At 73.9% G+C, this 25,086-nt stretch carries 18 protein-coding genes and 2 pseudogenes; 11 read left to right on the forward strand and 9 right to left on the reverse strand.

Annotation, left to right across the window (positions count from 1 at the left end; genetic code table 11):
- Positions 1 to 209 precede the first annotated feature (209 nt).
- Complete coding sequence (locus AC3ET4_RS01155) at positions 210 to 1,166, forward strand: hypothetical protein (RefSeq protein WP_431944840.1); 957 nt, start codon at positions 210 to 212, stop codon at positions 1,164 to 1,166.
- A 227-nt stretch (positions 1,167 to 1,393) separates the two neighbouring features.
- Positions 1,394 to 2,515: a ribosome small subunit-dependent GTPase A gene (rsgA, locus tag AC3ET4_RS01160; protein ID WP_431944842.1), complete on the forward strand. Its 1,122-nt coding sequence runs from the start codon at positions 1,394 to 1,396 to the stop codon at positions 2,513 to 2,515.
- A gap of 42 nt (positions 2,516 to 2,557) precedes the next feature.
- On the opposite strand, the gene AC3ET4_RS01165 is transcribed toward rsgA, so the two are convergent.
- Positions 2,558 to 2,689: a hypothetical protein gene (locus tag AC3ET4_RS01165; protein ID WP_431944844.1), complete on the reverse strand. Its 132-nt coding sequence runs from the start codon at positions 2,687 to 2,689 to the stop codon at positions 2,558 to 2,560.
- Between the two features lie 335 nt (positions 2,690 to 3,024).
- On the opposite strand from AC3ET4_RS01165, the gene AC3ET4_RS01170 reads away from it, so the two are divergent.
- Positions 3,025 to 4,476, forward strand: coding sequence for a protein phosphatase 2C domain-containing protein (locus AC3ET4_RS01170; RefSeq protein ID WP_431944846.1), 1,452 nt, complete (start codon positions 3,025 to 3,027; stop codon positions 4,474 to 4,476).
- On the opposite strand, the gene AC3ET4_RS01175 is transcribed toward AC3ET4_RS01170, so the two are convergent.
- Positions 4,434 to 7,613: an alpha-mannosidase gene (locus AC3ET4_RS01175; protein WP_431944848.1), complete on the reverse strand. Its 3,180-nt coding sequence runs from the start codon at positions 7,611 to 7,613 to the stop codon at positions 4,434 to 4,436. The genes AC3ET4_RS01170 and AC3ET4_RS01175 overlap by 43 nt on opposite strands.
- Positions 7,614 to 7,703: 90 nt before the next feature.
- Between AC3ET4_RS01175 and AC3ET4_RS01180 the strand changes: the two genes are divergently transcribed.
- Positions 7,704 to 9,119, forward strand: a complete 1,416-nt coding sequence (locus AC3ET4_RS01180) for a glycoside hydrolase family 47 protein (RefSeq protein ID WP_431944850.1) — start codon at positions 7,704 to 7,706, stop codon at positions 9,117 to 9,119.
- A 25-nt stretch (positions 9,120 to 9,144) separates the two neighbouring features.
- On the opposite strand, the gene AC3ET4_RS01185 is transcribed toward AC3ET4_RS01180, so the two are convergent.
- Positions 9,145 to 9,639, reverse strand: coding sequence for an OsmC family protein (locus AC3ET4_RS01185; protein ID WP_431944852.1), 495 nt, complete (start codon positions 9,637 to 9,639; stop codon positions 9,145 to 9,147).
- Positions 9,640 to 9,641: 2 nt separating this feature from the next.
- On the reverse strand, positions 9,642 to 10,295 hold the full coding sequence (locus tag AC3ET4_RS01190; protein ID WP_431944854.1) for a GntR family transcriptional regulator: 654 nt from the start codon (positions 10,293 to 10,295) through the stop codon (positions 9,642 to 9,644).
- 346 nt (positions 10,296 to 10,641) lie between these two features.
- On the opposite strand from AC3ET4_RS01190, the gene AC3ET4_RS01195 reads away from it, so the two are divergent.
- Positions 10,642 to 11,001, forward strand: a complete 360-nt coding sequence (locus AC3ET4_RS01195) for an ATP-binding protein (RefSeq protein WP_431945077.1) — start codon at positions 10,642 to 10,644, stop codon at positions 10,999 to 11,001.
- Positions 11,002 to 11,174: 173 nt separating this feature from the next.
- Here AC3ET4_RS01195 and AC3ET4_RS01200 read toward each other — a convergent pair whose 3' ends face one another.
- Positions 11,175 to 12,209: a DUF2637 domain-containing protein gene (locus tag AC3ET4_RS01200; protein ID WP_431944856.1), complete on the reverse strand. Its 1,035-nt coding sequence runs from the start codon at positions 12,207 to 12,209 to the stop codon at positions 11,175 to 11,177.
- Between the two features lie 360 nt (positions 12,210 to 12,569).
- Here AC3ET4_RS01200 and AC3ET4_RS01205 point away from each other — a divergent pair, with 360 nt between their 5' ends.
- Positions 12,570 to 13,367 carry a GntR family transcriptional regulator gene (locus AC3ET4_RS01205; RefSeq protein WP_431944858.1) on the forward strand — a complete coding sequence of 266 codons (798 nt, stop codon included), beginning with the start codon at positions 12,570 to 12,572 and terminating at the stop codon, positions 13,365 to 13,367.
- Positions 13,368 to 13,370: 3 nt separating this feature from the next.
- On the opposite strand, the gene AC3ET4_RS01210 is transcribed toward AC3ET4_RS01205, so the two are convergent.
- Both AC3ET4_RS01210 and AC3ET4_RS01215 read right to left on the reverse strand, forming a co-directional pair.
- Complete coding sequence (locus AC3ET4_RS01210) at positions 13,371 to 14,138, reverse strand: hypothetical protein (RefSeq protein WP_431944860.1); 768 nt, start codon at positions 14,136 to 14,138, stop codon at positions 13,371 to 13,373.
- 207 nt (positions 14,139 to 14,345) lie between these two features.
- Positions 14,346 to 15,992: a PucR family transcriptional regulator gene (locus tag AC3ET4_RS01215; RefSeq protein ID WP_431944862.1), complete on the reverse strand. Its 1,647-nt coding sequence runs from the start codon at positions 15,990 to 15,992 to the stop codon at positions 14,346 to 14,348.
- 263 nt (positions 15,993 to 16,255) lie between these two features.
- Here AC3ET4_RS01215 and AC3ET4_RS01220 point away from each other — a divergent pair, with 263 nt between their 5' ends.
- From AC3ET4_RS01220 to pucD, 3 genes are read left to right on the forward strand one after another with little or no spacing between them, the layout of a single operon-like run.
- Complete coding sequence (locus AC3ET4_RS01220; RefSeq protein WP_431944864.1) at positions 16,256 to 17,143, forward strand: FAD binding domain-containing protein; 888 nt, start codon at positions 16,256 to 16,258, stop codon at positions 17,141 to 17,143.
- The gene (locus AC3ET4_RS01225; protein ID WP_431944866.1) at positions 17,134 to 17,700 is read left to right on the forward strand and encodes a (2Fe-2S)-binding protein; all 567 of its coding nucleotides are present in this window, start codon (positions 17,134 to 17,136) and stop codon (positions 17,698 to 17,700) included. Before AC3ET4_RS01220 ends, AC3ET4_RS01225 begins: the two co-directional genes overlap by 10 nt.
- 5 nt (positions 17,701 to 17,705) lie before the next feature.
- Positions 17,706 to 20,087, forward strand: a complete 2,382-nt coding sequence (pucD, locus tag AC3ET4_RS01230; RefSeq protein ID WP_431944868.1) for a xanthine dehydrogenase subunit D — start codon at positions 17,706 to 17,708, stop codon at positions 20,085 to 20,087.
- Between the two features lie 102 nt (positions 20,088 to 20,189).
- Here the strand turns inward: pucD and AC3ET4_RS01235 are convergent, their stop codons facing one another.
- Complete coding sequence (locus AC3ET4_RS01235) at positions 20,190 to 20,750, reverse strand: NADPH-dependent FMN reductase (RefSeq protein WP_431944870.1); 561 nt, start codon at positions 20,748 to 20,750, stop codon at positions 20,190 to 20,192.
- A gap of 117 nt (positions 20,751 to 20,867) precedes the next feature.
- On the opposite strand from AC3ET4_RS01235, the gene AC3ET4_RS01240 reads away from it, so the two are divergent.
- On the forward strand, positions 20,868 to 21,377 hold the full coding sequence (locus tag AC3ET4_RS01240; protein ID WP_431944872.1) for a MarR family winged helix-turn-helix transcriptional regulator: 510 nt from the start codon (positions 20,868 to 20,870) through the stop codon (positions 21,375 to 21,377).
- A gap of 149 nt (positions 21,378 to 21,526) precedes the next feature.
- Here the strand turns inward: AC3ET4_RS01240 and AC3ET4_RS01245 are convergent.
- A pseudogene (locus AC3ET4_RS01245) lies at positions 21,527 to 24,113 on the reverse strand (ATP-binding protein).
- A 524-nt stretch (positions 24,114 to 24,637) separates the two neighbouring features.
- Here AC3ET4_RS01245 and AC3ET4_RS01250 point away from each other — a divergent pair.
- Positions 24,638 to 24,874, forward strand: a pseudogene (locus AC3ET4_RS01250) (AMP-dependent synthetase); the annotation flags it as partial.
- Positions 24,875 to 25,086 lie beyond the last annotated feature (212 nt).

A 25,086-nucleotide genomic window follows, 5' to 3' on the forward strand; every position in this document is an offset into this window, starting at 1 on the left:
GGGGCGGGCGTCACGGTTGGGCAACACCCGGCTCGAGGCGGCAGCCGCACGCACCGGTGTGCGCATCATGAGACGCGGGTGGGGCCGTCAAGGGGGTGGAGCGGTGGAGTTCTCGGTGGAGCGGACGCTCGTGAGACGAGGCCGGCGATGGGTGACCGGAGGCCTGGCGACGGTCGGGGTGGCAGTGGTGTGGCTGCTCGCCTCGCGCAGTGCGACGGGCCCCCTGGTGCTGGGCTTCCTGGGGGGGGCTCGCGGCCTGGGCCGGGGCGAAGGACCTGCGCAAGGCGCGGCGGCCGTTCCGGCTGCGGATCGACGCGTTCGGCATCACGCTGCACGACGCGGAGCTCGCATGGGAGCAGATCGACGCGGTCTCCCTCTGGCACGTCCCCAACAGAGGGGACAGCGAGACCACCTCGCCGCCCAAGCCGCGACTCATGCTGTGGCCGGCGCCGGGTGTGGCCTTCCCCCGCAAGCCCGACCGTACCCTCGGCGACCGGCGGCGTTACACGCTCGTCCACTGCGAGGACCTGGACCAGAGCGTTCGCGAACTGACGGCTGTGCTCGCCGAGCACGGCGGCGCCGCCTTCGAGACGGCGCCGCGTTCGGTGCGCCCGCCGGTCCCGGTGACCGTTTCGGGGCCGGAATCGCGCGTGCTCGGGGAGGAACGGCAGTTCGTGGACGGGCGGCGGGCGGGCACCTGGACCTTGGTCTGGGCGGCGATCGCCGTCGTCCACAGCTACTCGTTCTGGGAACTCGTCCACGGCCGCGTCGTCGGCCCCGCGGCCTTCGCCGCCGTCGCGCCGCCCGGCGCGATCTGCTGCTGGTGCCTCGCGGGCCGTTCGTACGGGCGCTGGCGCAAACCGCTGCGCCTGCGCGTCGGGCCGGAGGGGATCGGCATGCGCCAGGCGGGCAATGACGAGTCGTTCTTCGCATGGAGGGACATCGCGGCCGTCACGGTCCACCGCTCGCCGACCTCGGGCGAAACCGGTTTGTGGCTGGTGGTGTGGCCGCTGCCGGGCAGCCGTCCGGACGACGACCCCTCATACCTGATCGACGGTCACAAGGCCTTCTCCTTGGTGCGGCTGGACCGGCTGCCCGGTGGCGCGGAGACCGTCTTGCCGGTGGTGCGGCAGTACGCGGGGGAGCGCTACAGCGAGACGGCGTGAGCCCGCCGGAAAAACCGTTGCGGGGTCCTCCGGCGTACCGGCTAGGGTGTTTCCGTCAGACCACGAGCGAATTGGGAGGTGTGGACGATGACTGTCGCCGCGATGGGCGCTGCCCGCATTCAGAAGATCATCGACATCACCTCAGCGGTCGCCGGCTGACCCGGCCCGTCGCCAAGCATCCGACGGCACAGCACCACGCGACCGCCCTCCCGAAGGGCTCTCCTCCGTTGACCAACGGATCCGTCCCGCAGCCGTTCACCGCGCTCACCGCCTACGGCTGGGACTCGGCACACGACATCGACTTCGCCGTCCACGCGGAGCGGGGACTCACACCCGGCCGCATCGTCCGGGTCGACCGCGGGCTGTGCGACGTCGTCCTCCCCGACGGCGAGCACGGTCTGAAGGCCGTACGCGCCGACACCGAAGACGTCTTCACCCGCGATCCCCTGCGGATCGCCTGCACCGGCGACTGGGTCGCCGTCGACGAGGCCCCGGCCGGCGGCCCCGCGGTACGCGCGCTGCTGCCGCGCCGCACCACCTTCGTCCGCTCCACCTCCTCCAAGCGCTCGGAGGGACAGGTCCTCGCGGCCAACGTCGATCTGGCGGTCATCGCCGTGTCGATCGCCGCGGAACTCGACCTCGGGCGCCTCGAACGCTTCGTGTCCCTGGCGTGGACCAGTGGTGCGCAGCCGCTGGTCGTCCTCACCAAGGCCGACCTCGTCGACGATCCCGCTCCTCTGGCGGACGACGCCCGCGGCGCGGCGCCCGGCGTGGAGGTCCTCGTCGTCAGCGCCGCCACCGGCGAGGGGGTGCCGGAGGTGGCGCAGGCGCTGGGCGGCATCACGTCCGTGCTGCTCGGGCAGTCGGGGGCGGGCAAGTCCACGCTCACCAACGCACTTCTGGGCCGCGAGGTCCAGGAGGTGCAGGCCATCCGAGACAGCGACGGCAAGGGCCGGCACACCACGACCACGCGCGACCTGCTGCCGCTGCCCGGCGGCGGGGTGATCATCGACACCCCTGGGCTGCGCGGGGTCGGACTGTGGGACGCCGACGCCGGTCTCACCCAGACCTTCTCCGACATCGAGGCACTGGCCGGCGCATGCCGCTTCCACGACTGCTCGCACGACTCCGAGCCCGGGTGCGCGGTCCTCGCCGCCCTGGAGGACGGCACGCTGACCCACCGCCGGCTGGACAGCTACCGCAAGCTGCTCCGTGAGAACGCGTGGATCGCCTCCCGCACCGACGCGCGGCTGCGCGCCGAGATCCGGCGCGAGTGGAAGACGCGCTCCGCCGCGGGGCGCGAGATGTACGAGCGCAAGCGCGGCGGCGGTCACCGCAAGGTGTACTGACCGGACCCGGCCCGGCCCCCTCGCAGGGTGCCGGGCCGGCGGTCATCCGGGTCCGTTGTGGCGCTCGCCGCCACGGCGCAGGGTCAGCGGGCTGCCCTCGTGCCAGAAGGTGTAGACGATGCTGCCGAGGCCGAGCGCGACGATGACGACGCCGAGGACGATCGAATAGACCATGGCTCCTCCAGCCCGTTCGAGGCGCGTTTCACCGCGCCTTCACCTTCGATGTTCGAACGTGACCTTCCCTCGGCCGTGCCCTCTCACACGCCTGGTGGAACAACTCGCATGTACGTGCGCCGAGTTGTCCGTATGTGCGGCGCGCGCCGACTCGGGGCGCCCCTCGGCGGCGGCGTACCCGGCGTACCCGTACGGCAGTGCTGCTCAGGGCCCTGTCCTGGCAGGGTGTCCCTGCTGGATCGTCCGACGTGCGGCCCGAGGAGGGGCTCGTACGTCGGACCGTTCGTGTGCCCGAACCCTGTTCCGACGCGCAGCCGCCGGTGGACACTGGGGGCATGAGCCAGCAGGGGGAGACGGGCCGCCGCCAGGAGGACGAGTGGTGGCGGCAGTTGTACGGGCAGCCGGACTCCGTCGGCCGGGAGGTCGGCGACACGCTCGACGACCGCTACAGCTCGGCGCTCTCCGCCCTCGGCGAAGGGGGCGACAGCGAAGCTGCCGACGGCGAAGTGACGGAGGCCGAGGGGTCGGACGGCCGCGACGCGGTGCCGCGGCAGGCCGACCCGTGGCCGACGGATCGGACGGCGGCCCCGGGCGGCCCATCCCGCGGCGGCCCCGGCGGCACCGACACGGACGACGCGGGCTCGCCCGACACTCTGCGGCTGCGTCGCCCGGTCCCGCCGCCGGGAACCGTCCCACCCGCCGCGCGCCCCTGGCAGCACCAGGGCCCGCCCCACCCGCGGACAGCGGCCGAACAGGCCCCGCAACCGCCCGCGCTGCCCCCGGGCTGGGTCCCGGCCGCAGGGTCCGCCGCGGATCCCCGGAGGCCCGCGGCACCCCCTGGCCCTCCAAAACCCCCAGGACCCCTGCCGCCAGAGATCCCCGCCGCCGCGTCCGCCCCGGCAGCCGGGCCTGATCAGGCCCGCCCCGAGGCGCCCTACCTCGGCGACGGCTCGGCCACATACGACCCCGAGCCCACGGCCTGGCCTGAGGCGCACCCGGACGCACTCGACGACCTCGTCCCGGACACCGAACTCGACGGCGCCCGCTACGGACTGCTGACACTTCGTACGGCCTCGGTGCGCGGCGCCACCGCCCGCCTGCGGGGCGAGCCGCGCCGCGACGCCGTGCTGACCGCACGCTTCGGCGACGGCGACGACGCTCTCCTGCTGGTCGCCGTCGCCACCGGGCCGCGCGACTCGGCCACCGCCCACCGCGCCGCCCACGACGTCTGCAGGTGGATGGCGGCAGCGGTGGGCCGCAGCCGGGCCCGGCTCGGCGAGGACATCCGCTCCTCTCGCCGGGGCTCCCTGAAGTCCGGGCTGCACCGGCTCACCGACCGCTGCCGCGGACGGCTGCGGGCCCGCGGACAGGAACTGGGTCTGGACCCGGCCGAGTACACCGCCACCCTGCGCTGCCTCCTCCTGCCCGCCGACCCCGACTGCCGCATCCGGCTCTTCTTCGGGACTGGCGACGGCGGGCTCTACCGCATCCGCGGCGGGGAGTGGCAGGACCTCGACCCCTGGCAACCGGAGGACCCCGAGTCGGGAGACGGCCCTGCCGTACGCTTCCGCTTCCGCGCCACAGTGGCCCGCCCCGGCGACACCCTGCTGCTGTGCAGCGGCGGCCTGGCCGGGCCGCTGCGCGGCGAGCCCGCCCTCGCCGCCCACCTGACGCAGCGGTGGGGCGCCGCCGAGCCCCCGGGCCTTGAGGCCTTCCTCGGCGACACCCGGACCAGGGTCGAGGGCTACGACGGCGACCGCACGGCGGTCGCCGTCTGGGACGACTGACGCGGCCCGGGAGTCAACCGCAGCGTCAGGATCTGGAACGGGCGCAGCGTGACGGCCACCGCGCGGCCCTCGCGTGCGGCTTCCTCCAGCGGGCGCTCCAGCAGGTCGGTGACCCGGGCGCCGGCGAGCGGGAATTCCGTGGTGAGCGTGCCCGAGGCGCGGTCGCCCCGCGACTCGTACAGGCGCACCACCACGTCGCCGGAGCGGTCGTCGGCGAGCTTGACCGACTCCACGGTGACGGCCGGGTGCGAGACCCGCAGCAGCGGTTGCCGCGACGCCAGTGACCGCGCCTGCCGCAGCGGCAGGTTGAGGGCGAGCCCCTCCGCGACCGCGTCGCCCACCGTCGCGCCGGGCAGCAGGGCGTAGCGGAAGCGGTGGGCGCCCTGGTCGGTGTGCGGATCGGGGCTGTGCGGAGCGCGCAGCAGGGTGAGCCGGACGGTGGTGTCGGTGCCGGAGCGTCCCGCGTCGTGGCCGTACGTGGAGTCGTTGAGCAGCGCGACCCCGTAGCCGGGCTCGCCGACGTGCAGCCAGCGGTGGGCGCAGATCTCGAACCGGGCCGCGTCCCAGCCGGTGTTGGCGTGGGTGGGGCGGTGCACATGCCCGAACTGGATCTCGGCGGTGGAGCGCTCGGCGAGCACGTCCAGCGGGAAGGACGCCTTCAGCACCTTCTCCGACTCGTGCCAGTCGACCTCCGTCAGCACGTCCAGACGGCGGCTGCCGGCGGTCAGCCGCAGCTCCTGTACGATCCGGCTGCCGCCGAAGGTGCGCACGATCCGGACGGCGGCCCGCAGCGGCCCCTCCTCCACCAGCTCCACGGACTCCGCCGAGGTAAGGTCGGTGTGCTTGCGCCGGTAGTGGCAGTCGATGTCCCAGGCGTCCCACCGGGTGGGGTGGTCGGGGTGCAACTGCAGCAGGTTGCCCCGCGCCCCCCGAGCCAGCACCTCCCGGCCGGCGCTCAGGTCCCGGACCGAGGCCAGCAGACCGTCGCGGTCGACGGCGACCCGAAGCAGGCCGTTGCCGAGCACGAGACAGCCGTCCTCGCGCATCGCGCCCACCGGCTCCACGGCGGTGTCCGCCCCTCCCTCGACGGCCGCGCAGCCCAGCGCCGGCACACTGACGGCCACCGCCGCCCGGCCGTCGCCCAGAAGCTGCGCGTCGCCGCCCTGCGGCAGGGCGCCCGCCGCGGCGGCGTCCAGCTCGACCACCTCCTGCCGCGCGTACGGCGAGGCGTTGAGCACGAAGGGAGAACCCTGACCACCGCCGGCGCCCAGTGCCCGCACCGCCGCCGCGACAAGCTCCTCCAGTTCCTCCCGCACCTGCGCGTAGGTGTCGCGTGCCTCGCGGTGCACCCAGGCGATGGAACTGCCCGGCAGGATGTCGTGGAACTGGTGCAGCAGCACCGTCTTCCAGATCCGGTCCAGCTCCTCGTACGGATAGGCGTACGAGGACGAGCCGTCCAGCGCGGCCGTCGCGCACCACAACTCGGCCTCGCGCAGCAGGTGCTCACTGCGCCGGTTGCCCTGCTTGGTCTTGGCCTGCGTGGTGTACGTCGCCCGGTGCAGCTCCAGGTAGAGCTCACCGGACCACACCGGGGCCCGTTCGCCGTACTCGGTCTCTGCGGCCGTGAAGAAGGCGGCCGGCTTCTCGATGTCCACCCGGGGCGCACCCTCCAGACTGCGCAGTCGGCGCGCCTTCTCCAGCATCTCCCGGGTCGGACCGCCGCCGCCGTCGCCCCAGCCGAACGGCACCAGGGAGCGGGTGGCGCGCCCCTTCTCGGCGAAGTTGCGCACCGCGTGGGCCAGTTCGCGGCCGGAGAGCTGCGAGTTGTAGGTGTCGACGGGCGGGAAGTGCGTGAACACGCGCGTGCCGTCGATGCCCTCCCACCAGAACGTGTGGTGCGGCATCTTGTTGGACTGGTTCCAGGACAGCTTCTGGGTGAGGAACCAGCGGACCCCCGCGAGCTTCGCCAGCTGCGGGAAGGCCGCGGTGTAGCCGAAGGAGTCCGGCAGCCAGATCTCCTCCGTCTCCACCCCCAGCTCGTCGAGGAAGAAGCGCTTGCCGTGGACGAGCTGGCGGGCCAGCGCCTCGCCGCCGGGCATGTTGGCGTCGGACTCCACCCACATGGAGCCGACGGGCGCCCAGTTACCCGTCCTGACGGCCTGCTGGATGCGCTGCCAGACCACCGGCTGGTGCTCCTTGACCCAGGCGTACTGCTGGGCCTGCGAGCAGGAGAAGACCAGCTCGGGGTAGTCGCGGGCGAGCGCCGTGACGTTCGCGAAGGTGCGGGACGCCTTGCGGACGGTCTCCCGCAGTGGCCACAGCCACGCCGAGTCGATGTGGGCGTGGCCGGTCGCCGAGACGCGGTGCGCGCTGGCGTGCGCCGGCCGGGACAGCACTTCGGCCAGGGCGCGACGGGCGTCCGCGGCGGTGCCGTGAACGTCGTGCAGGTCGAGCGCGTCCAGGGCGTCCTCCAGCGCCCGCAGGATCTCGTGGCGGCGCGGATCGTGGAACTCCAGCTCGTGCATCAGGCCCTCGAGGACCTCCACGTCCAGCTCCAGGTGCCAGACCTCCTCGTCCAGGACGGCCAATTCGGCGGTGTCGAAGCGGTAGAGCGGGGCGGACCCGGCCGTCAGCACGTCGCCCAGCGGTGTCGGCCGCCAGTCCCGCAGCACGGCGGGGTTGGCCGCGGCCTCCAGCAGCAGGCTCACCCGCTCGCCCCCGGCGGCCGGACGAGCCACCGGCACGTGGCGGTTGAGCGGATGGACGCCCTTGACCGGTACGCCCTCGGCGTCGTACACCATGCCCTCGGCCACGAACCCCGGGCCGTTCTCGCCGAACCCCGGGTCGATCACGGCCTCGACCCGGCGGCCCGCCCAAGCCGCCGGCACCGTGCCCTCCAGCCGGAACCAGCTGGTCGACCACGGCGGCCCCCAGGGGGTGCCCACGGAGAACGGCTCGAACTCTCCGTCCGACCACGCCTTCAGCGCCTCGGCGACCGGCAGGGGATCTTCCCGCCGGTCCTCCACATGCCACGCCGACATGACCAGGGGCACCCGGTCGGCGTAGCGGGCGGGCCGGACGAACTGGTCCATGGCCCTGGTCAGACGGCCCTCGACCAGCAGTCGGTCGTCGTGCATCTCAGCTCCTCGCGTCGGCTCACCGGATGGATTCCCCGTCAATGCGGCGGTGTCCCGTAACGCCCGGAAGGCGGACGGGGTTTTCGGGGCATGAGAAACATCGCGCGTCCCCGCGGACTCTCCCGGCGCAGATTCCTCGGTACCGCAGCCCGGCTCGCCCCTCTCGCCGCCGTCCCCTCTCTGTCCCTGCCCGGCACCGCGGCGGCCTCCGCCGACCCGTACGCGGCACTCGCCCGCGCGTCCGTCGCCGAGTTCCGCACCGCATGGGACGCCTACCGCAGACTCGCCTGGGGACGCGACGAGTTGCGGCCGCTGACCGGCACCGGTTCGGACTTCTTCATCCCCGGCAGCACCCTCGGCCTGACGATCGTCGAGGCGCTGGACACCCTCTACCTGATGGAACTGGACGAGGAGCTGGACGCTGCCGTCCGGTGGGTGCGCGACGACCTCGTGCTCGAACAGGACGCTCCCGTGCAGGTCTTCGAGGCGATCATCCGCCTGGTCGGCGGACTCCTGTCGGGGCACCTCGCCACCAAGGACCCGGTGCTGCTCGACCGCGCCCGCGAACTGGCGGACCGGCTGCTCCCAGCTTTCACGCGGTCGCCCACCGGGGCCCCCTACCGCTATGTGAACCTGTCCACCGGAGCGGTCTCCGGCAAGGAGAACCACCTCGCGGAGATCGGCACCTGCATCACCGAGTTCGGCGAGCTGTCCCGGCTCACCGGGAACCGGAAGTACTACAACGCGGCGAAGCGGGCCCTGCTCGCCGTCTACGACCACCGCTCGCGGCTGAACCTGCTCGGCACCAGCATGAACGTCGAGACGGGCGCGTGGACCGGCACCACCGCCACCCTCGACCCGCCCGTCGACTCCTTCTACGAGTACCTCTGGGACGGCTGGGAGCTGTACGGCGACAAGGACCTGCGCACCTGGTACACCACGCTCACCGCGGGTGTGCTCAGGCACCTTTCCGAGCGCCGCTCGGGACGGCTCTGGTTCCGTCAGGCGGACATGCGCACGGGCGCCGCCACCGGGCACGCACAGTCCGAACTGACCTCCTTCTACGCCGGACTGCTCGCCCAGAGCGGACACATCGCCGAGGGCGAGGCTTACCACAACAGCTGGACCGCCGTCCTGCGCTCCTTCCGTCTGCCGCCCGAGAGCCTGGACTACCGCGGCATGCGCGCCCTGGATCCCTCCTATCCGCTGCGCCCGGAGTACGTGGACTCCTGCTTCTTCCTGTGGCTGGTCACGGGCAAGGAGATCTACCGGCAGCGGGCCGCCGAGATGTTCCGGCGGCAGAGGCGGTACTGCAAGGTGGCCAACGGTTACACCGTCGTCCGGGACGTGACCGCCCGTCCCATGAAGCTGGGCGACCTGACCCCGGGCTACTGGTTCAGCGAGAACGCGAAGTACTACTACCTGCTGTTCGCTCGAGCGCGCCGCTTCGACTACCGCTCCAACTACCTCACCACCGAGGGCAACGTCCTGCGGGGCCTGCTCTGACCGGCGCCCGCTCCACGAGGGGAGGTCAGCCGTCCGAGGCGACGGCGACCTCTGCCTCATGGCGCACGGGGAAGTTGACCGAGCCGGCGATGAAGCACAGCCGGTGGGCTTCGGAGTGCAGTTCGACAGCGGCGTCCACCATGGTGGCGGAGGACACCTCCACCCGAGGCCGCAGCAGGACACCCGTGAAGTGCCCGCCGCCGTCGCCGGTCTCCTCCATAGTTCCCTCCGCCCGGTCGGTGTAGCCGGTGACCACCACGCCTGCGGCGGTGCACACGTGCAGATACGACAGCATGTGGCACTGCGACAGCGCGGCGAGCAGCAGCTGCTCGGGATTCCACCGGGCCCGGTCGCCGCGGAAGGCGGGGTCGGAGCTGCCGGGTATCGGGGGAACGGGCAGGCCGGGAGCGGTGAGCTCGTGCTCCCGCCCGTAAGCGCGATACGCACTGGTGCCCGAGCCCCGGTTCCCCGTCCAGACGACTTCGGTGGTGTAGGTGTGGCGCTTGCTGATGTCCGGCACGGTCAACCCTCCTTGTTCGTCTCGTCCCGCTCATGGGCGGCACAGGTGTCCCTGACGTGCTCACGGGCGGCCGCGTGAGCCTCGTCGGCGCGGCCGGCGGCGATCGCCGCCAGCAGCCGGCGGTGCTGCGCGGCGATGTGGCCGCGGCGCTCCGGCGCAGCCGGCGACCGCCGTGTGGAGATATGGATCTGGTCCCACAGCCGCTCGAGCGACCCGGCGGCCACCGGGTTCGCCGAGAGTGTGGCGATCCGGGTGTGGAAGCACCGGTTGTGCCGGGCGGCGTCGACCGGCCGGCCGTCGTCCGCGGCCTCCTCCGCGTCCGCCACGAGTCGCTCCAGGGCGGTCAGTTCGGCGGGCGCTATCTCACCACGCCGCTGCCGCTCGGCGGCCAGCTCCGCCGTCAGCCCCTCCAACGCGCCCCGCACCTCGTACGCGTGCCGCAGCGCCTGCGGCCCCAGGTCGACGACGCTCACCCCGCGCCCCGTGGCCCGCACCAGCCCGTCGGAGACCAGCGCCCGCAACGCCTCGCGCACCGGGGTGCGGCTCATGGCCAGCACCGCCGCGGCCTCGAGCTCGGTCAGGCGCTGGCCGGGGGCGTACACCCCCTCAAGGATCATTTCCCGTAGCCGCGAGTGCGCGGCGTCTGTCTGCTGCACCCCAGCAGTGTATCCATTGCATGCAGTGCATGCAATGGAGGGACGGGACGATCCGTCGTCAGTACATGACTGAGCGTGGCTGCGACGGGGCATGCATTGCGCGTCGATGTTCGACCCCGAAAGGGCGTCAGCGGCCGGAGCGGAGCCGATGGAACGTCAGCCTGTCCAGTCCTCACGGCACTCACAGCCTTCGAAGACAGTCCAGCCGGTTCAGCCGGTCCAGCCAGCCCACCCCGTTCACCCCGCCCTGCCTGTCCCGCCTGCTCCACGTGTCCCACGTGACGGCCCGGAGACCGAAGGGCCCGACGGGGTTCGCCGACTGCACCGCCCCCTTCGGCCCGCCGATCTGCCGGCCGTCGGCGACGTCCGCAGGATGCTGCGCGAGGCGTTACGGCGCTGGGGCGTACCCGCCCTGGCCGGTACCGCCGAACTCCTCACCACCGAACTCGTCACCAACGCCCTGTGCCACACCGACCGCGGCGCCGTTCTCACCGTGACGTTGCAGTCCGGCAGCGGCAGCCGACTCACGGTCGAGGTGCGCGACTTCACGACCCGCCACCCTCGGCTGCGCGCCCCCTCCGAGCGCCGCACCTCCGGGCGCGGACTGCAGCTCGTCCAGTCGCTCGCCGACGCCTGGGGAGTCCGCCCCGACGGCGACGGCACAGGGAAGATCGTCTGGTTCGCACTCGACGCCGGGGTCGCTTGAACCGCCGGCGAACGGCCGCCGCACCACCTTCCCGCGGCCGCGCGCCACGACCGGCCGCCGCTCCAAGGGAGGACACGGCCGTCCCCCCAAGGGCACGGCCGTCGAGCCGCCATACCGAGTGTCCCGCGAGGCGCCGACACCCCGGCCGGGAATCCGGACCGGGGCACGTGCTGTCAGCCGTACTGGCGCTCCAGGTCGGCGAGCTTGCGCTCCAGTGAGTCCAGCTTGGGGAGAGCCGTGGTGTCGTCCTCGGCGGTGAGGTCGATGGTCGCGCGGGTCTCCTCACGCACGGGCGACAGGGCGGGACGGGATCGCCGCGGCAGTCCCGCCTTGTCCGCTTCTATGGCGGGCTCCGCGCCGGCCTGGCTACCGGCCGCTGCCGAGGAGGGGAGTTCGTACTTGCTGCCGCCGCGGTTCCAGATGCGGTGCTGCCGGTTGATCGCCTTGATGCGGGCGCGCTCCAGGCGCTCGTGCTCGCGGCGGCGCAGGCCCTCCTGCTCCTTGCGGGCGCGGTCCTCGCGGACCTCCTCGACGGCTTCGTCCAGAGTGCGGACGCCCTCGAGGAGCATCAGCGACCAGGCGCCGTACGTCTCGCGGGGCGCACGCAGCCAGCGGACCATGCGGATCTGCGGGAGCGGCCGCGGGATCAACCCCTGCTCGCGCAGGGCTGCCCGGCGGGTCTGCTTGAGGGCGCGGTCGAAGAGCACGGCCGCGGACAGCGACATGCCCGCGAAGAACTCCGGGGCGCCGGCGTGGCCGCCTCCCCGGGGCGCGTGCACCCAGTTGAACCAGGCCGCCGCGCCGGCGAACAGCCACACCAGCAGCCGCGAGCCCAGCGCCGCGTCACCGTGGCTGGCCTCGCGGACGGCGAGGACCGAGCAGAACATGGCGGCGCCGTCCAGCCCGAAGGGCACCAGGTACTCCCAGCCGCCGGACAGGCCGAGGTTCTGCCGGCCGAAGCCGACCAGGCCGTGGAAGGAGAGCGCCGCTGCGACCGAGGCGCACCCGAAGAGCAGGACGTAGGAGGCCGTGCCGTAGACGGCCTCCTTCTTGCGGCGCCGTTCTTCCGCGCGCTCCCAGGAATCGGCCTGGCCCGCGTCCGCCTTGCGGGCCTTGCGGTTGTGCAGGAGCACCGCCGCGGCGGCGAGGACCAGCAGACCCGCGGCGCCCGGGAGCGCCCAGTCCAGCGTTATGTCCGTAAGTCTCATCGTGTGATTCCTTGCGTCGCGGTACCGTCGCGCTCGGGCCGCGAAACGGCGTCAGCGCGCCATATTGGCGAAGGCGTGGCGGGTGTGACGCGGTTTCAGGTCAAGACGACTCAAAAGAGGTTCGGCGTGGTGGTGAGATCACCGAAATGCTCGAACCGGTCCTCGGGTATGGAACATGTGAGCGGGACGCGTGCCGCGGCCAGACCTACCGCGGCCCGAGACACGGCCGGTCCCGGACGATGGGGAGGCCGGGCCGTCCCCCGGGCGCGCGAGGCCGGTCGCTCAGCGTGTTGCAATAGAGGGCGGCGTAGCCACCCCCGGGTAGTGCGCCGGCGCACACGACTGCCCCAAGGAGGCCCTGTGGACCACGCCCCTCGCGCCCCGCGGCGCCCCGCGGCGCCCGGGTCGCCCCCTGGCGGCGACGAGCGGGTCCGGGGCGCCCACCCGCACGCCGAGCCCGGTGCCGAGAGCGACCCGGACCGCGCCGGAGGATTCCCCCGGCCGCGCCGGCTGCCCGAGCGGCAGACCGTACGCGACCAGGTGCTGGGCGCTCTGCGCGGCGCCCTGCTCAGTGGCGAGCTGTGCCCCGGGGCCGTGTACTCCGCGCCCGCGCTGGCCGAGCGCTTCGGGGTCTCGGCCACCCCGGTGCGCGAGGCGATGCAACTGCTGGCCCGTGAGGGCGCGGTGGAGGCCATGCCGAACAAGGGTTTCAGGGTGGCCGAGCGCAGCAGCCGGGACATGGCCGAGCTCGCCGAGGTGCGCGCGCTGCTGGAGGTCCCCGTCGTCCTGCGCATGGCGCGCACCCTCCCGGCGGCCCGCTGGGAGCAGCTGCGCCCGCTCGCCGACGCCACGGTGGCCGCCGCGGCCCAGGGCGACCGCGCCGTCTACGCAGAGTCGGACCGGGCCTTCCACCGCGCCCTGCTGGAGCTCTCCGGCAACCGGCAGCTCGTCGCCGTGGCGGACGAGCTGCACCGCAGGGCGCAGTGGCCGGTCACCGAGGACCACGGGTGCGCCCGACCCGGCGCGGCTCCCGCGCGCGGCACCAGCGCCCGCCTGGTCACCGACGCCACACAGCACGCGGCGCTGCTGGAGGCACTGGCCGGCGGGGACCTCGCGGCCGTCGAGTCACTGGTGCGCGGGCACGTCTGCGGGACGTGAGGCTCAGCCCGCGTCCACCTCCAGCTCCTCGGCCAGCCACACGGGCACCCCGCCCAGCGTCCGGACCAGGCGCGCCGCCTCCGCGCGCAGCCGCTCGGCCTCGGGATCCGAGGTGACCCCGGCCAGCGCCGCCAGGGCGGGCGCGACACCGACCGCGTAGCCGAGCTCCACCCGGATCCGCAGCGACTCGGCGAAGCCGTGGCGCGCCTCGGCGACATCCCCGTCGCGGGCCGCGAGCCCGGCCAGATGCCGCCAGGTGTACGAGGTCAGCAGCAGGTCGCCGTGGGCCACCGCACCCGCGTGCGCCCGCCGGTAGGCGGCACGCGCCGCGGCCGAGTCCTCGCCCAGGTTCTCCGCGACCAGCCCGCGCCGGAAGTCCAGCAGCGGCCGCCCCGCCGCACCGGGAGGCAGCAGCGCGGCGCTGCGCATCAGGGCGGCCCGCGCCTCGTCGGCCCGGTCGCGGAGGCCGAAGAGCGTCGCCAGATACGCCAGGTTGCCGCGTTCGCAGGCGGCCTCGCCGCGCTCGTCGTCCGTACGGGCCAGTGCCTCCGCCGTGCGCAGGGCGTCCTCGGCCTCCGCCCAGCCGTCCAGGGTGTACATGCAGCGCTCGATCAGCAACGCCGCCCGCCGTGTCGCCGCCCCGGGCAAGCGCTCCGCGTGCGGTGCGAGCAGCTGCGCGGCCTCCGTCCAGCACCCGCGGCCCCGCAGCCGCGAGACGTCGGGCGGCGTACCGCCACCCGCCGCGTTCGGTCCCACTTCTGCGTCCGACATGGCGATGTCCGCCACTTGCCCTCCCCGAAGCGCGCCATTGAGCCGGTTGCCGGAAGTCCAGCACGACACCGGGTGCCACGCCAAGAGGGCGGACGGCGTGTGATCGGTTTCCCGCCTTCGGCGGCACCTCGCGCCCCAGGCCGGCGACGCGGCTGCCGCCGTCGCCGACGGTGCGGTCCGTGCGGTGCCGCTCCGGCCCGGGGCGCGTCAGCTCATGCGCAGGGCCAGGAAGAAGTCGAGCCTGTCCTCGAGGCGCGACAGGTCGCGGCCCGTCAGTTGCTCGATCCGGCCGATGCGGTAGCGCAGAGTGTTGACGTGCAGATGCAGCCGGTTCGCGCAGCGGGTCCAGGAGCCGTCGGACTCGAGGAAGGCCTCGAGCGTGGGCACGAGCTCCGCGCGGTGCCGCCGGTCGTAGGCGCGCAGCGGGTCCAGAAGGTGGGCGGTGAAGGCGCGGCGGACGTCGTCGGGGACGAACGGCAGCAGCAGGACGTGGGAGGCCAGTTCCTCATGGCCGGCGACGCAGACCCGGCCCGGGCGGGCGGCGGCGACGCGGCGGGCGTGGCGGGCCTCCTCCAGGGCGCCCCGCAGCCCGTCGGCGGAGTGGACGGCGGAGCTGACACCGATGGTGAGTCGCCCGTCCTCGCCGAGGCCCGGGGAGAGGGGGCCGATCAGAACGGAGAGCAGGCCCTCGGCGGTCAGCGCGGGGGCGGCGCCGTCGGACTCCAGCGACGACGACGGGACGAGGGCCGTCGCCTCCTCGCCCGTGTGGGCGACGGCGACGAGGTCGGCGGAGTCGGGTCCGACAGCGCCCGGGTCGACCAGGGCCTCCTCCAGCAGGGCCTGGGCGGCCGGGCCCGCCGCGGGCCCGTCGCCCGCCCAGTCGACGCGGGCGACGACGACCTGCCAGTGGGGCGCGGCGCCGAGCCCCGGCGCCGGCACGGGGGCGGCCAGGCGCAGCCGGGCGCCGATCTCGCCCGGCGCCGCGCCGGTCTGCACGAGGTCCAGCACCTCGGTGGCGAGCCGGCGGCGCACGGTGCGCGTGGCGTCCCGACGTTCGCGCTCCACCGCGATGAGCTGGGTGACGCCGTCCAGCAGGTCCAGGCGCTCGGCCGGCCAGTCACCCGCGTCGGCCTCGACGGCCAGGAACCAGTCGGAGAGCAGCGTGCCGCGGATGTCGTCGGCCGGGACGCCGCCGCGGACGGGGAAGAGCGAGAAGGGGCGCCCCGCGACGTGCGCGCGGTACGGCGCGCGGCGGCCGGACCGGGCGGCGGCCAGGTGCTCGGCGGCGAGCTGGGCCCCCGCGCCGGCGGGCAGCGGGTGGATCGCGCCGGCGATCCGGCGCCCGGTGGCGGACAGCACCCAGGCGCGCAGGTCGAGGTCGCTGCCGAGCAGGTCCAGGACGGCGTCGGGACCGCCGCCGCCGGGCCCGGCGGTCATCAGCCTGCGGTGCCGTTCGACCACGGCGGCCAGGTCCCCGGCCCGCTCGGTGGAGACCTGGCGGACGATGTGCTCCGTGACGGAGGCGAAGGCGACCTCCTCGTCGACCGCGAACAGCGGCAGCCGGTGCCGGGCGCAGGCCAGCACCAGGTCGTCCGGGACGGGGCCGGACTCGGCCTCCCCCGCCGCGAGCCCGGCGACACCGGCGGCGGCCAGGATCCGCACGAAGCGCTCCGAGTCCTCCGGCCCGCGGCGCCACGCCAGCCCGGTCAGCACCAGCTCGCCGCCGGACAGGTAGCGGCTGGGGTCCTTGAGGTCGGTGGTCATCACGCCCCGCACCGCGCGGTCCAGCTCCTCCTCGCCGCCGAGCAGCCGCAGGCCGAGGGAATCGGTGTCCAGCAGTGCGCGCAGCCGCATCGTCGTCGCCTTGTCTCGAACGTTTCCTCGTCGGAGCCGGTACCAGGGTGGCGCACGCCCGGTCGCCCCGGTGTTGCGGCGACGATGCCGACAGATTTCACGTGCGCGTCCTTCGGAGGAACCTACAAGGCCAGCTTAACGACCAGCGATGTGCTTCATGTCTTCGGTGACTGCACCCGGCACCGCGCTCGCCGTGTACTGGATCACAGAGCGTGAACGGGACACGACCAGCCGACCGCCCCTCGACGAAGAAGAGAGCGCTCATGGACTTTCTGCGTCCCGCGACCTGGGAGGAGGCCCTTGCCGCCAAGGCGGAGCACCCCTCGGCCGTGCCCATCGCGGGTGGCACCGACGTCATGGTCGAGATCAACTTCGGCCACCGCCGGCCCGGTGTCCTGCTGGACCTGAACCGCGTCGGCGACCTGTACGCATGGGAAGTGGGGGAGGAGACCGTACGACTGGGCGCCGCCGTCCCCTACGCCCGCGTCATCGAGGCCCTGAGCGGGGAACTGCCCGGCCTCGCGCTCGCCGCGCGCACCGTGGGCTCGCCGCAGATCCGCAACCGGGGCAGCGTCGGCGGCAATCTCGGCGCCGCCTCACCGGCGGGCGACTCGCACCCGCCGCTGCTCGCCGCCGGCGCCGAGGTGGAGGCGGTGTCCGTGCGCGGCACCCGGCTCATCCCGGTCGACGAGTTCTACACCGGGGTGAAGCGCAACGCCCTTGCCCCGGACGAGCTGATCCGGGCCGTGCACATCGCCCGGGCCGACGGGCCCCAGCAGTTCTCGAAGGTCGGCACGCGCAATGCCATGGTCATCGCGGTCTGCGCCTTCGGCCTCGCCCTGCACCCGGCGACCCGGACGGTGCGCACCGGCATCGGCTCGGCCGCGCCCACCCCGATCCGCGCCGCCGCGGCCGAGGAGTTCCTGGCCGCGGCGCTGGAGGAGGAGGGGCTGTGGGAGGGCGCGGGGGTTGTCCCGGCGTCCGTGGTGGGCCGGTTCGCGGAGTTGGTCGCGGGGTGCGCGAGCCCGATCGACGATGTGCGCGGGAGCGCGGCGTACCGGCGGCACGCGCTGGGGGTGATGGCCCGGCGCACGTTCGGCTGGGCGTGGGAGGAGTTCCGCGGCGGGGAGAGGGGTGTGCGATGCGCGTGAGTTTCACCGTCAACGGGCGGCGTCAGGAGGCCGACGACGTCTGGGAGGGCGAGAGCCTGCTGTACGTCCTGCGTGAGCGCATGGGCCTGCCGGGCTCCAAGAACGCCTGCGAGCAGGGCGAGTGCGGTTCGTGCACCGTCCGGCTGGACGGCGTGCCGGTGTGCGCCTGCCTGGTGGCCGCGGGGCAGGTGCAGGACCGGGAGGTCGTCACCGTCGAGGGCCTGGCCGACTACGCCAAGCGGCGGGCCGCGGGCGGTCCCCGGACCGGTCCCGGAACCGATCCGGGCACCGCGCGGCGATGGCAGGCGTCTGCTGCGGGCCCTGCGACGGAACTGTCGCCCGTCCAGCAGGCCTTCGTCGACGCGGGAGCCGTCCAGTGCGGCTTCTGCACCCCCGGGCTGCTGGTCGCCGCCGACGAACTGCTGGAGCGCACCGCGCAGCCCACCGACGCCGACATCCGCGAGGCCCTGTCCGGGAACCTGTGCCGCTGCACCGGCTACGAGACGATCCTCGACGCGGTCCGCCTCGCGGCCGCCCGCACGGCGACGGAGGCCTGACCGCCATGGGCGTGACCCGCACCCCCACACCCACCACCCAGGGCAGCGAGACCCGGGGCGGCGTCGGCGAGTCCACGCTGCGCCCCGACGGCGTCCTCAAGACCACGGGCGAGTTCGCCTACGCCTCCGACCTGTGGCACGAGGACATGCTCTGGGGCCACACGCTGCGCAGCCCGCACGCGCACGCCGAGATCGTCTCCCTCGACGTCTCGCGGGCGCTGGCGCGCCCCGGTGTGTACGCCGTGCTCACCTACGACGACCTGCCCACGGACGTCCGGCACTACGGACTGGAGATCCAGGACACCCCCGTCCTCGCCCACGGCCGGGTCCGCCACCACGGCGAACCGGTCGCGCTGGTCGCCGCCGACCACCCCGAGACGGCCCGCCGCGCGGCCGCCGAGATCCGCGTCGCGTACCGGGAACTGCCCGTCGTCGTCGACGAGGCGACCGCCACCGCCCCGGACGCGCCGCTGCTCCACGAGGGCCGCACCGACCGCCACAGCGGCCATGTCCCGCACCCCAACATCGTGCACCGCCAGCCGATCGTCCGCGGCGACGCCGACGCGGCCGCCCGGCGCGCCGACGTGATCGTCACCGGCGACTACGAGGTCGGCATGCAGGACCAGGCCTTCCTCGGCCCCGAGTCGGGCCTCGCCGTCCCCGCCGAGGACGGCGGCGTCGACCTCTACCTCGCCACCCAGTGGCTGCACGCCGACCTCCGCCAGATCGCCCCCGTCCTCGGCCTGCCCGAGGAGAAGGTCCGCATGACGCTCTCCGGCGTCGGCGGCGCCTTCGGCGGGCGCGAGGACCTGTCGATGCAGATCCACGCCTGCCTGCTGGCGCTGCGCACCGGCAAGCCCGTCAAGATGGTCTACAACCGCTTCGAGTCCTTCTTCGGGCACGTCCACCGGCACCCCGCCCGGCTCCACTACGAGCACGGAGCCACCCGCGACGGGAAGATCACCCACATGCGCTGCCGCATCGTGCTCGACGGTGGCGCCTACGCCTCCTCCTCCCCGGCCGTCGTCGGCAACGCCGCCTCCCTGGGCGCCGGCCCGTACGTGATCGACGACGTCGACATCGAGGCGCTCGCGCTCTACACCAACAACCCGCCCTGCGGCGCCATGCGCGGCTTCGGCGCGGTCCAGGCCTGCTTCGCCTACGAGGCGCAGATGGACAGGCTCGCCGCCGCACTCGGCATGGACCCGGTGGAGTTCCGTCAGATCAACGCGATGTCCCAGGGCAGCGTCATGCCCACCGGACAGGTCGTGGACGCCCCCGCGCCCGTCGCCGAACTGCTGCGCCGCGTCAAGGCGATGCCGATGCCGCCCGAGCGGGAGTGGGAGAGCGCCGGCGGGCGCGTGGACATCCGCGAGCTGCCCGGCGGAGCGTCCAACACCACCCACGGCGAAGGCGTCGTGCGCGGCGTCGGCTACGCCGTCGGAATCAAGAACGTCGGCTTCTCCGAGGGCTTCGACGACTACTCCACGGCCCGCGTCCGGCTGGAGGTGATCGCCGGCGAGCCGGTGGCGACCGTCCACACCGCGATGGCCGAGGTCGGCCAGGGCGGCGTCACCGTCCACGCCCAGATCGCCCGCACCGAGCTCGGCGTCGCCCAGGTGACCATCAATCCCGCCGACACCCAGGTCGGTTCGGCCGGCTCCACCTCCGCGTCCCGGCAGACGTACGTCACCGGCGGCGCGGTGCGGCACACCTGCGAGGCGGTGCGCGCACGCGTCCTGGAGCTGGGCCGCGCCGTGTTCGGCGCGAGCCACCCTGCCTGGGCCACCGCCGGGCTGCGGCTGGAGGGCGGGAAGGTCGTCACCGAGAGCGGGGAGGTGCTGGCGGGGCTCGCCGAGGTGCTGGGCGACGAGGTGATCGACATCGAACGGGAGTGGCGGCACCGCCCCACCGAGCCCTTCGACCTGCGCACCGGGCAGGGCCGCGGGCACGTCCAGTACTCCTTCGCGGCGCACCGTGCCGTCGTGGACGTCGACACCGAACTGGGTCTGGTCAAGGTCGTCGAACTCGCCTGCGCCCAGGACGTCGGCAAGGCGCTCAACCCGCTGTCGGTCGTCGGGCAGATCCAGGGGGGCACGACCCAGGGCCTGGGGCTGGCCGTCATGGAGGAGATCCTGGTCGGAGAGCGGGGCACGGTCCGGAACCCGTCCTTCACCGACTATCTGATCCCCACCATCCTCGACACGCCGCCCATCCCCGTCGACGTGCTCGAACTCGCCGACGACCACGCCCCGTACGGGCTGCGCGGCGTCGGCGAGGCCCCGACCCTGTCCTCGACCCCGGCCGTCGTCGCGGCCATCCGCGCGGCGACCGGGCGCGCCCTCGTCCGCGTCCCCGTGCGGCCGGAGCATCTGACCGGCACGTGAGGAGGCGTCCGCGCGGCGCCGCCCGACACGCGGGTGCACGTCGGGGCCGGGTGGAGGATCACTCCGCCCGGCCCCGGTGTGCTGTGGATCAGCCGCGTGGGATCAGCCGCGCAGCGGCGCGAGGGCGCTGCTCCACTCGATGACCTCGTCGATCAGGGTCGACAGGCTCGCGGCCTGGTGCTCGCCGGGGGCGAACTCGCTGAAGTTGACGAAGTCGGTGAAGAGCGAGAGCGCGACCTGGGAGCGCACGTCGGCCATCTTCAGCTCACCGGCGATCAGCCGCAGGTGCTCGGCGGCGCGGGCGCCGCCCACGGAGCCGTAGGACACGACGCCCAGCGCCTTGTGGTTCCACTCGGCGTGCAGGTAGTCGATGGCGTTCTTCAGCACGCCCGAGGTGGAGTGGTTGTACTCCGGGGTGACGAAGATGAAGCCGTCGAAGCTGGCGATCTTGGCGGCCCACTCCTTGGTGTGGGCGTTCTGGTACTGGCCCATCGCCGGCGGGATGGGCTCGTCGAGGTGGGGGAGCGGGTAGTCGGCGAGGTCCACGAGCTCGAAGGTGGCGTCGCCGGTGTGCTTTCCGGCCTGCTCGAGGACCCAGTGGGCGACCTTCTCGCCGTTGCGGCCGGGGCGGGTGCTGCCGAGGATGATGCCGATCCTGGTCATGTGGCGTGACTCCCGATCTGTCGATGCAAGGGTATGAATTGAAGCTTCAACTTGAAGCTTCAAGTGGACTGTAACAGATCGACTTGAAGCTTCAAGCTATTCGATAGCCTGGGAGGCATGACGAAGAACACACCGGCACGGGAAGCGACCGCCGCGGGGGAGCCGCGCTGGCTGCGGGGCGGCGAGCTGACCGCGTGGATGTCGATGGCCCGGGTGATGTCCCGGCTCCTGCCGGCACTGGAGCGCGAGCTGGAGCGCGACGCCCAGTTGAACTGGATGGAGTACCACGTCCTCGCGATGCTCTCCGAGCAGGTGCGGCACACCATCAGAATGAGCGTCCTCGCGGACCGGGCGAGCTCGTCCCTGTCGCGGCTGTCCCACGTGGTGAGGCGTCTGGAGCACCAGGGCTTCGTCCGCCGCGAGCCGGATCCCGAGGACGGCCGCTACACGCTGGCGATCCTCACGCCGGAGGGGTACGAGAAGCTGGTGGCCTCCGCGCCCGCGCATGTCGAGGCCGTCCGCCGGATGGTCCTGGACCCGCTGGAGCCGGGGGAGCTGGAGGCCCTGCGCCCCGTCCTCGACCGGATCCACGCGGCCGTCGAAGCCGAGGAACGCGGCGGCCGCTGAGGCGGTGCCGCGGCTGCGCGGCGATCCACGACGAGGGAGCGTGACCGGCGACGGGCCGAGGCCACGGGATCAGCGCGAACGGCCCGTGGGCGGCCCGTGGGGTGGTTCCGTTCGTGCGGGGGATGCGCGACGCCGCGGGGGCAGGGCCCTCAGCCGGCCCGGCGGCCCGCGGCGAGCCGCACGATGTCCACCCGTGAGCGGATGCCCAGTTTGCGGTAGACCCGGGTCAGGGTCGCCTCGACCGTCTTGACGCTGACGAAGAGCGTCGCGGCGATCTCCCGGTTGGTGGCGCCCTCCAGAACGAGCGCCGCCACCTGGCGTTCCATCCGGGCGAGCCCTTCCAACTCGGGCAGCGCCGCTTCCGGTGCCTCTCGGCCCTCCGGTGCCTCCCGGCCCCCCGGGGTCGGTCCGAGCCGTTCCAGCCACGGCAGGGCCCTGGCCCGCCGGAACAGCCGGTCCGCCTCCTCCCGTCCCGCATGCGCCGCCCTGAGGTTGCGCCGGTCCGCCTCGACCCGGGCCAGCGCGAGGACGGCGCGGGCCTCCTCCAGGCCGTAGCCGAGCGCGGCCAGCCGCTGCCGGGCCCCGGTCAGCACCGCCACCGCGCCGTCGGCGTCACCTTGGGCGGCGAGCAGCATCCCCTCGGCGCGGTCCAGGACGGCGAGGATGCCGCGCCGGCCGAGCCGCAGCGCGTGCCGGCGTGTCTCGTCGATGACCTCGCGCGCCTCACCGAGCCCGCCGGTCAGCCGTGATCTGCAGCGCGAAGCCCTCGCCGATGCCGGTGTCCTCGGCCAGCCGGAGGCTTTCGCGGGCCAGGTCCAGCGCCGCGCCGCAGCGGCCGGAGCGCAGCTCGATCTCGGCGAGGCCCCGCACGGAGTGGACCTCGGTCTCCACCGCGCCCCGCTGCCGTGCCTCCCCGGCCAGCCGCGCCAACGCGGCTCGTGCCGCGTCGAGTTGGTCGTTCATCACCAGGTAGCGGGAGCGGATGTAGACCGGGCCGTTGTGATCCGTGGCGACGTCCGGGTCCTGCGGCGCGGCGGAGGCCAGAGCCAGCGTTCCGGGGGCGTCGGGGTGCCCCATCAAGGTCTCGTTGAGCGCCTTGAAGGACAGCGCCAGCAACTCCGTGCGGCGGTCGCCCGCCTGCGCGGCGAGCTCCGCCGACCGGGCGGCCTCACAGCGGGCCTCGAGGACGCGGCCGTCCATCAGGGCCCGCCAGGCGAGCTGGTAGCGCACCCGCCCCTGCAGCCGCGGGTCGTCCCCCGCGTCGGCCAGGGCCTGCGGGAAGACGTCGTCCACCTCGCACATGGCCTGTCCGGCCGAGTCGATCACCACACTCCACGCCCGCACCCGGTCCGCGGGGACCGTGGCCCGCGCCAGCACCTCGTGGGCCGTGGCACGGGCGAGTTCGGGCTCCGCGGCGGTCAGCGCGTCCTCGGCGGCCCGCAACCGCCGCTCGTTCGCGGTGGGCGCCGCGTCCTCGGGGGTGTGCCGGGCGGCCAGCAGGCCGAGTTGCGCGGCCATCGAGGGGGCGCCGCGGGCCCGGGCGTCGTCCGCGGCCTCTGCCAGGCTCGCCGCGACCCGTTCGTCCTTGCCGGTCGTCGCCAGCGCCAGATGCCGCGCCCGCTCGATCGGGTCGCCCGCGGCCCCGGCCAGCGCGGCATGGGCGCTGCGCCGGTCCTCCGGGGTCGCCTCCGCGTACAGCGCCGCGGATATCAGCGGATGCGCGAAACGCACCAGCCCGGCGCCGTCCCGGTCGTCCATCTCCACCAAGCCGAGGGAGGCGGCCACCCCCGTCTCGCTCTTGGCGTTGACACGCCCGGCGCTGTGCAGGGTCGCGAGGGTCGGGCGGGCTCCCGCGCTGGCGACGAGCAGCGTCCGGCGGGTCTCCGCGGAGAGCATCTCCAGCCGGTTGAGCACCAGGGCGCGCAGCGAGGTCGGCACGGGCAGCGGCTCCCCCGGGCGCGGCGGTGTGCCGCTCTCCGCGAGGGCGCGGGCGAGTTCCAGGGCGAACAGCGGATTTCCGCCGCTGGTGCGGTGGATGTCCCTGACGACCGCGCGGGACAGCCCTCCGTGCCCGCGCGCGTCGAGGAGTTCGGAGACGGCCGGCCGGGACAGCGGCGGCACCCGCAGCGCGAGCACGTCCTGCGGGAAGGCGCGCAGATGGCGGTCGTGCTGGTCCTGCGGGTCGGTGACGCGGACGGCGCCCAGCACCCGCACGGGCAGTTCGCCGACCCGGCGCGCCGCGAAGGCCAGGAGCTCGGCGCTGGCGGGGTCCATCCACTGCAGGTCGTCCACGACGATCAGTACCGGGCCCTCGGCGGCCAGCGCCCGCAGCACCGACAGCACGGCCAGCCGCAGCGCGAGCCCGTCCCCCTGCAGCGAGGTCTCCCCGCGCCCGGTGAGCGCCGCCTCCAGCACGGCCCGCTGAGGTCCGGGCAGGCGGTCGGAGACCTGGCCGGCGACCAGGCCGAGCAGGTCGACCAGGGCGAGGAAGGGAAGGTGCGATTCGGATTCGGTCGCGGAACAGCGCAGCACCGTGGGCTCGCCGCCGCATTCCTCGGCGAGGGTCCGCAGCAGGGTGGACTTCCCGATACCGGCCGGTCCGCACAACAGGAGACTGCCCCCTCGACCGAGCTGCCCGCGGGCCCGCTCCAGCACATCCCCTCGCCCGATCACCTGATCGGGTCGGGGTCTGGCCGGCACGTCGAAGACCTGCACCACGGTCGCCGCTCCCCTCATGTCGTGTCCGGGGCCATGTTAGAGGCCGCGCGGATAGGCGGGCCGGCGTCGCGGGTCGATGGCTCTCGCCCGGCGGCGTTGTCGTCGGTCGCCGCAGCTCCGCTGCGTCTCCCTTCTTGGCCTTGCCGGGCTCGGCCCTCGACCCGCTCCATTCTCCACCCCGCCTATCCGCGCGACCTCTTATGCAAGAAGCTTCGCAAGTCCCCGATGCGGAAGTGGAAGGGCCCTGGGGAATGCGCATCCGCCGGGATGCCGGGGCCGGCGGGTCCGGAGGGCGTGAGGGAGCTTCCCGGCTGCCCTCAGCGCGCCGGCGTGAGGCTTCGGCGGGTGCCGGGGGTGGCCGCCCGCCCGACCCGGTGTGCCTGTCCGGGCCGCCGCGCCGGTGCCGCTTTCCCAGACTCCCGAACGGAGGTGGTGAAAGCCCCCGCACTGCCGCAGGATGCTTCCAGAGAGGCCGGCCGCGAGGAGGGCACACGAAGGCCACCAGCCGGACCGAGGAGTTCCGGACGGCGCGGGACTTCCGGCTGCGCCACCGCGAGGACTGCCAGGCGGCCTGCGAGGGCTTCCGCCGGCCGTGGCCGGAGCACTCCGACTGGGCGTTGGACTGGTTCGACGTCATCGCCCGCGGCAACGACCGCCCCGCTCCGCACATCGCCCCGGAGGACAGCTCCGAGTCCGCCGTCCCGTCCGCCGCGATGTCGGAGCGCTCCGCCCGCGTCGCGAACCGGCTGCGCGGCCTCGGGATGGAGGCGGGGGACCGCAGGTCGACCTTCTCCAGTGAGGGGAGACCATGCGGCAGAGGCCGTACCAGGTGGCCCGTAGGTCCACGGCGACGGGCACGGGGGCCTGTTCGGCGACGTCGGTGAGGTCGTCGTCGCCCGTGTCGGCCATCCACGGCGGCAGCCGCTTGCGGTTGCCGCACCTGGGGCACCCTCGGCGGCCGCCGGCACCCGGTTGGTGCACCGCAGTGCGG

This window comes from Actinacidiphila sp. bgisy167 (genome assembly GCF_057707665.1).

Bases quoted from the DNA above. Each gene is read 5' to 3' on its own strand.
- AC3ET4_RS01165 (WP_431944844.1), bottom strand. From the start codon at position 2,689: ATGGTCTATTCGATCGTCCTCGGCGTCGTCATCGTCGCGCTCGGCCTC.
- AC3ET4_RS01170 (WP_431944846.1), top strand. From the start codon at position 3,025: ATGAGCCAGCAGGGGGAGACGGGCCGCCGCCAGGAGGACGAGTGGTGG.
- AC3ET4_RS01175 (WP_431944848.1), bottom strand. From the start codon at position 7,613: ATGCACGACGACCGACTGCTGGTCGAGGGCCGTCTGACCAGGGCCATG.
- AC3ET4_RS01180 (WP_431944850.1), top strand. From the start codon at position 7,704: ATGAGAAACATCGCGCGTCCCCGCGGACTCTCCCGGCGCAGATTCCTC.
- AC3ET4_RS01200 (WP_431944856.1), bottom strand. From the start codon at position 12,209: ATGAGACTTACGGACATAACGCTGGACTGGGCGCTCCCGGGCGCCGCG.
- AC3ET4_RS01210 (WP_431944860.1), bottom strand. From the start codon at position 14,138: ATGTCGGACGCAGAAGTGGGACCGAACGCGGCGGGTGGCGGTACGCCG.
- AC3ET4_RS01215 (WP_431944862.1), bottom strand. From the start codon at position 15,992: ATGCGGCTGCGCGCACTGCTGGACACCGATTCCCTCGGCCTGCGGCTG.
- AC3ET4_RS01220 (WP_431944864.1), top strand. From the start codon at position 16,256: ATGGACTTTCTGCGTCCCGCGACCTGGGAGGAGGCCCTTGCCGCCAAG.
- AC3ET4_RS01225 (WP_431944866.1), top strand. From the start codon at position 17,134: ATGCGCGTGAGTTTCACCGTCAACGGGCGGCGTCAGGAGGCCGACGAC.
- pucD (WP_431944868.1), top strand. From the start codon at position 17,706: ATGGGCGTGACCCGCACCCCCACACCCACCACCCAGGGCAGCGAGACC.
- AC3ET4_RS01235 (WP_431944870.1), bottom strand. From the start codon at position 20,750: ATGACCAGGATCGGCATCATCCTCGGCAGCACCCGCCCCGGCCGCAAC.
- AC3ET4_RS01240 (WP_431944872.1), top strand. From the start codon at position 20,868: ATGACGAAGAACACACCGGCACGGGAAGCGACCGCCGCGGGGGAGCCG.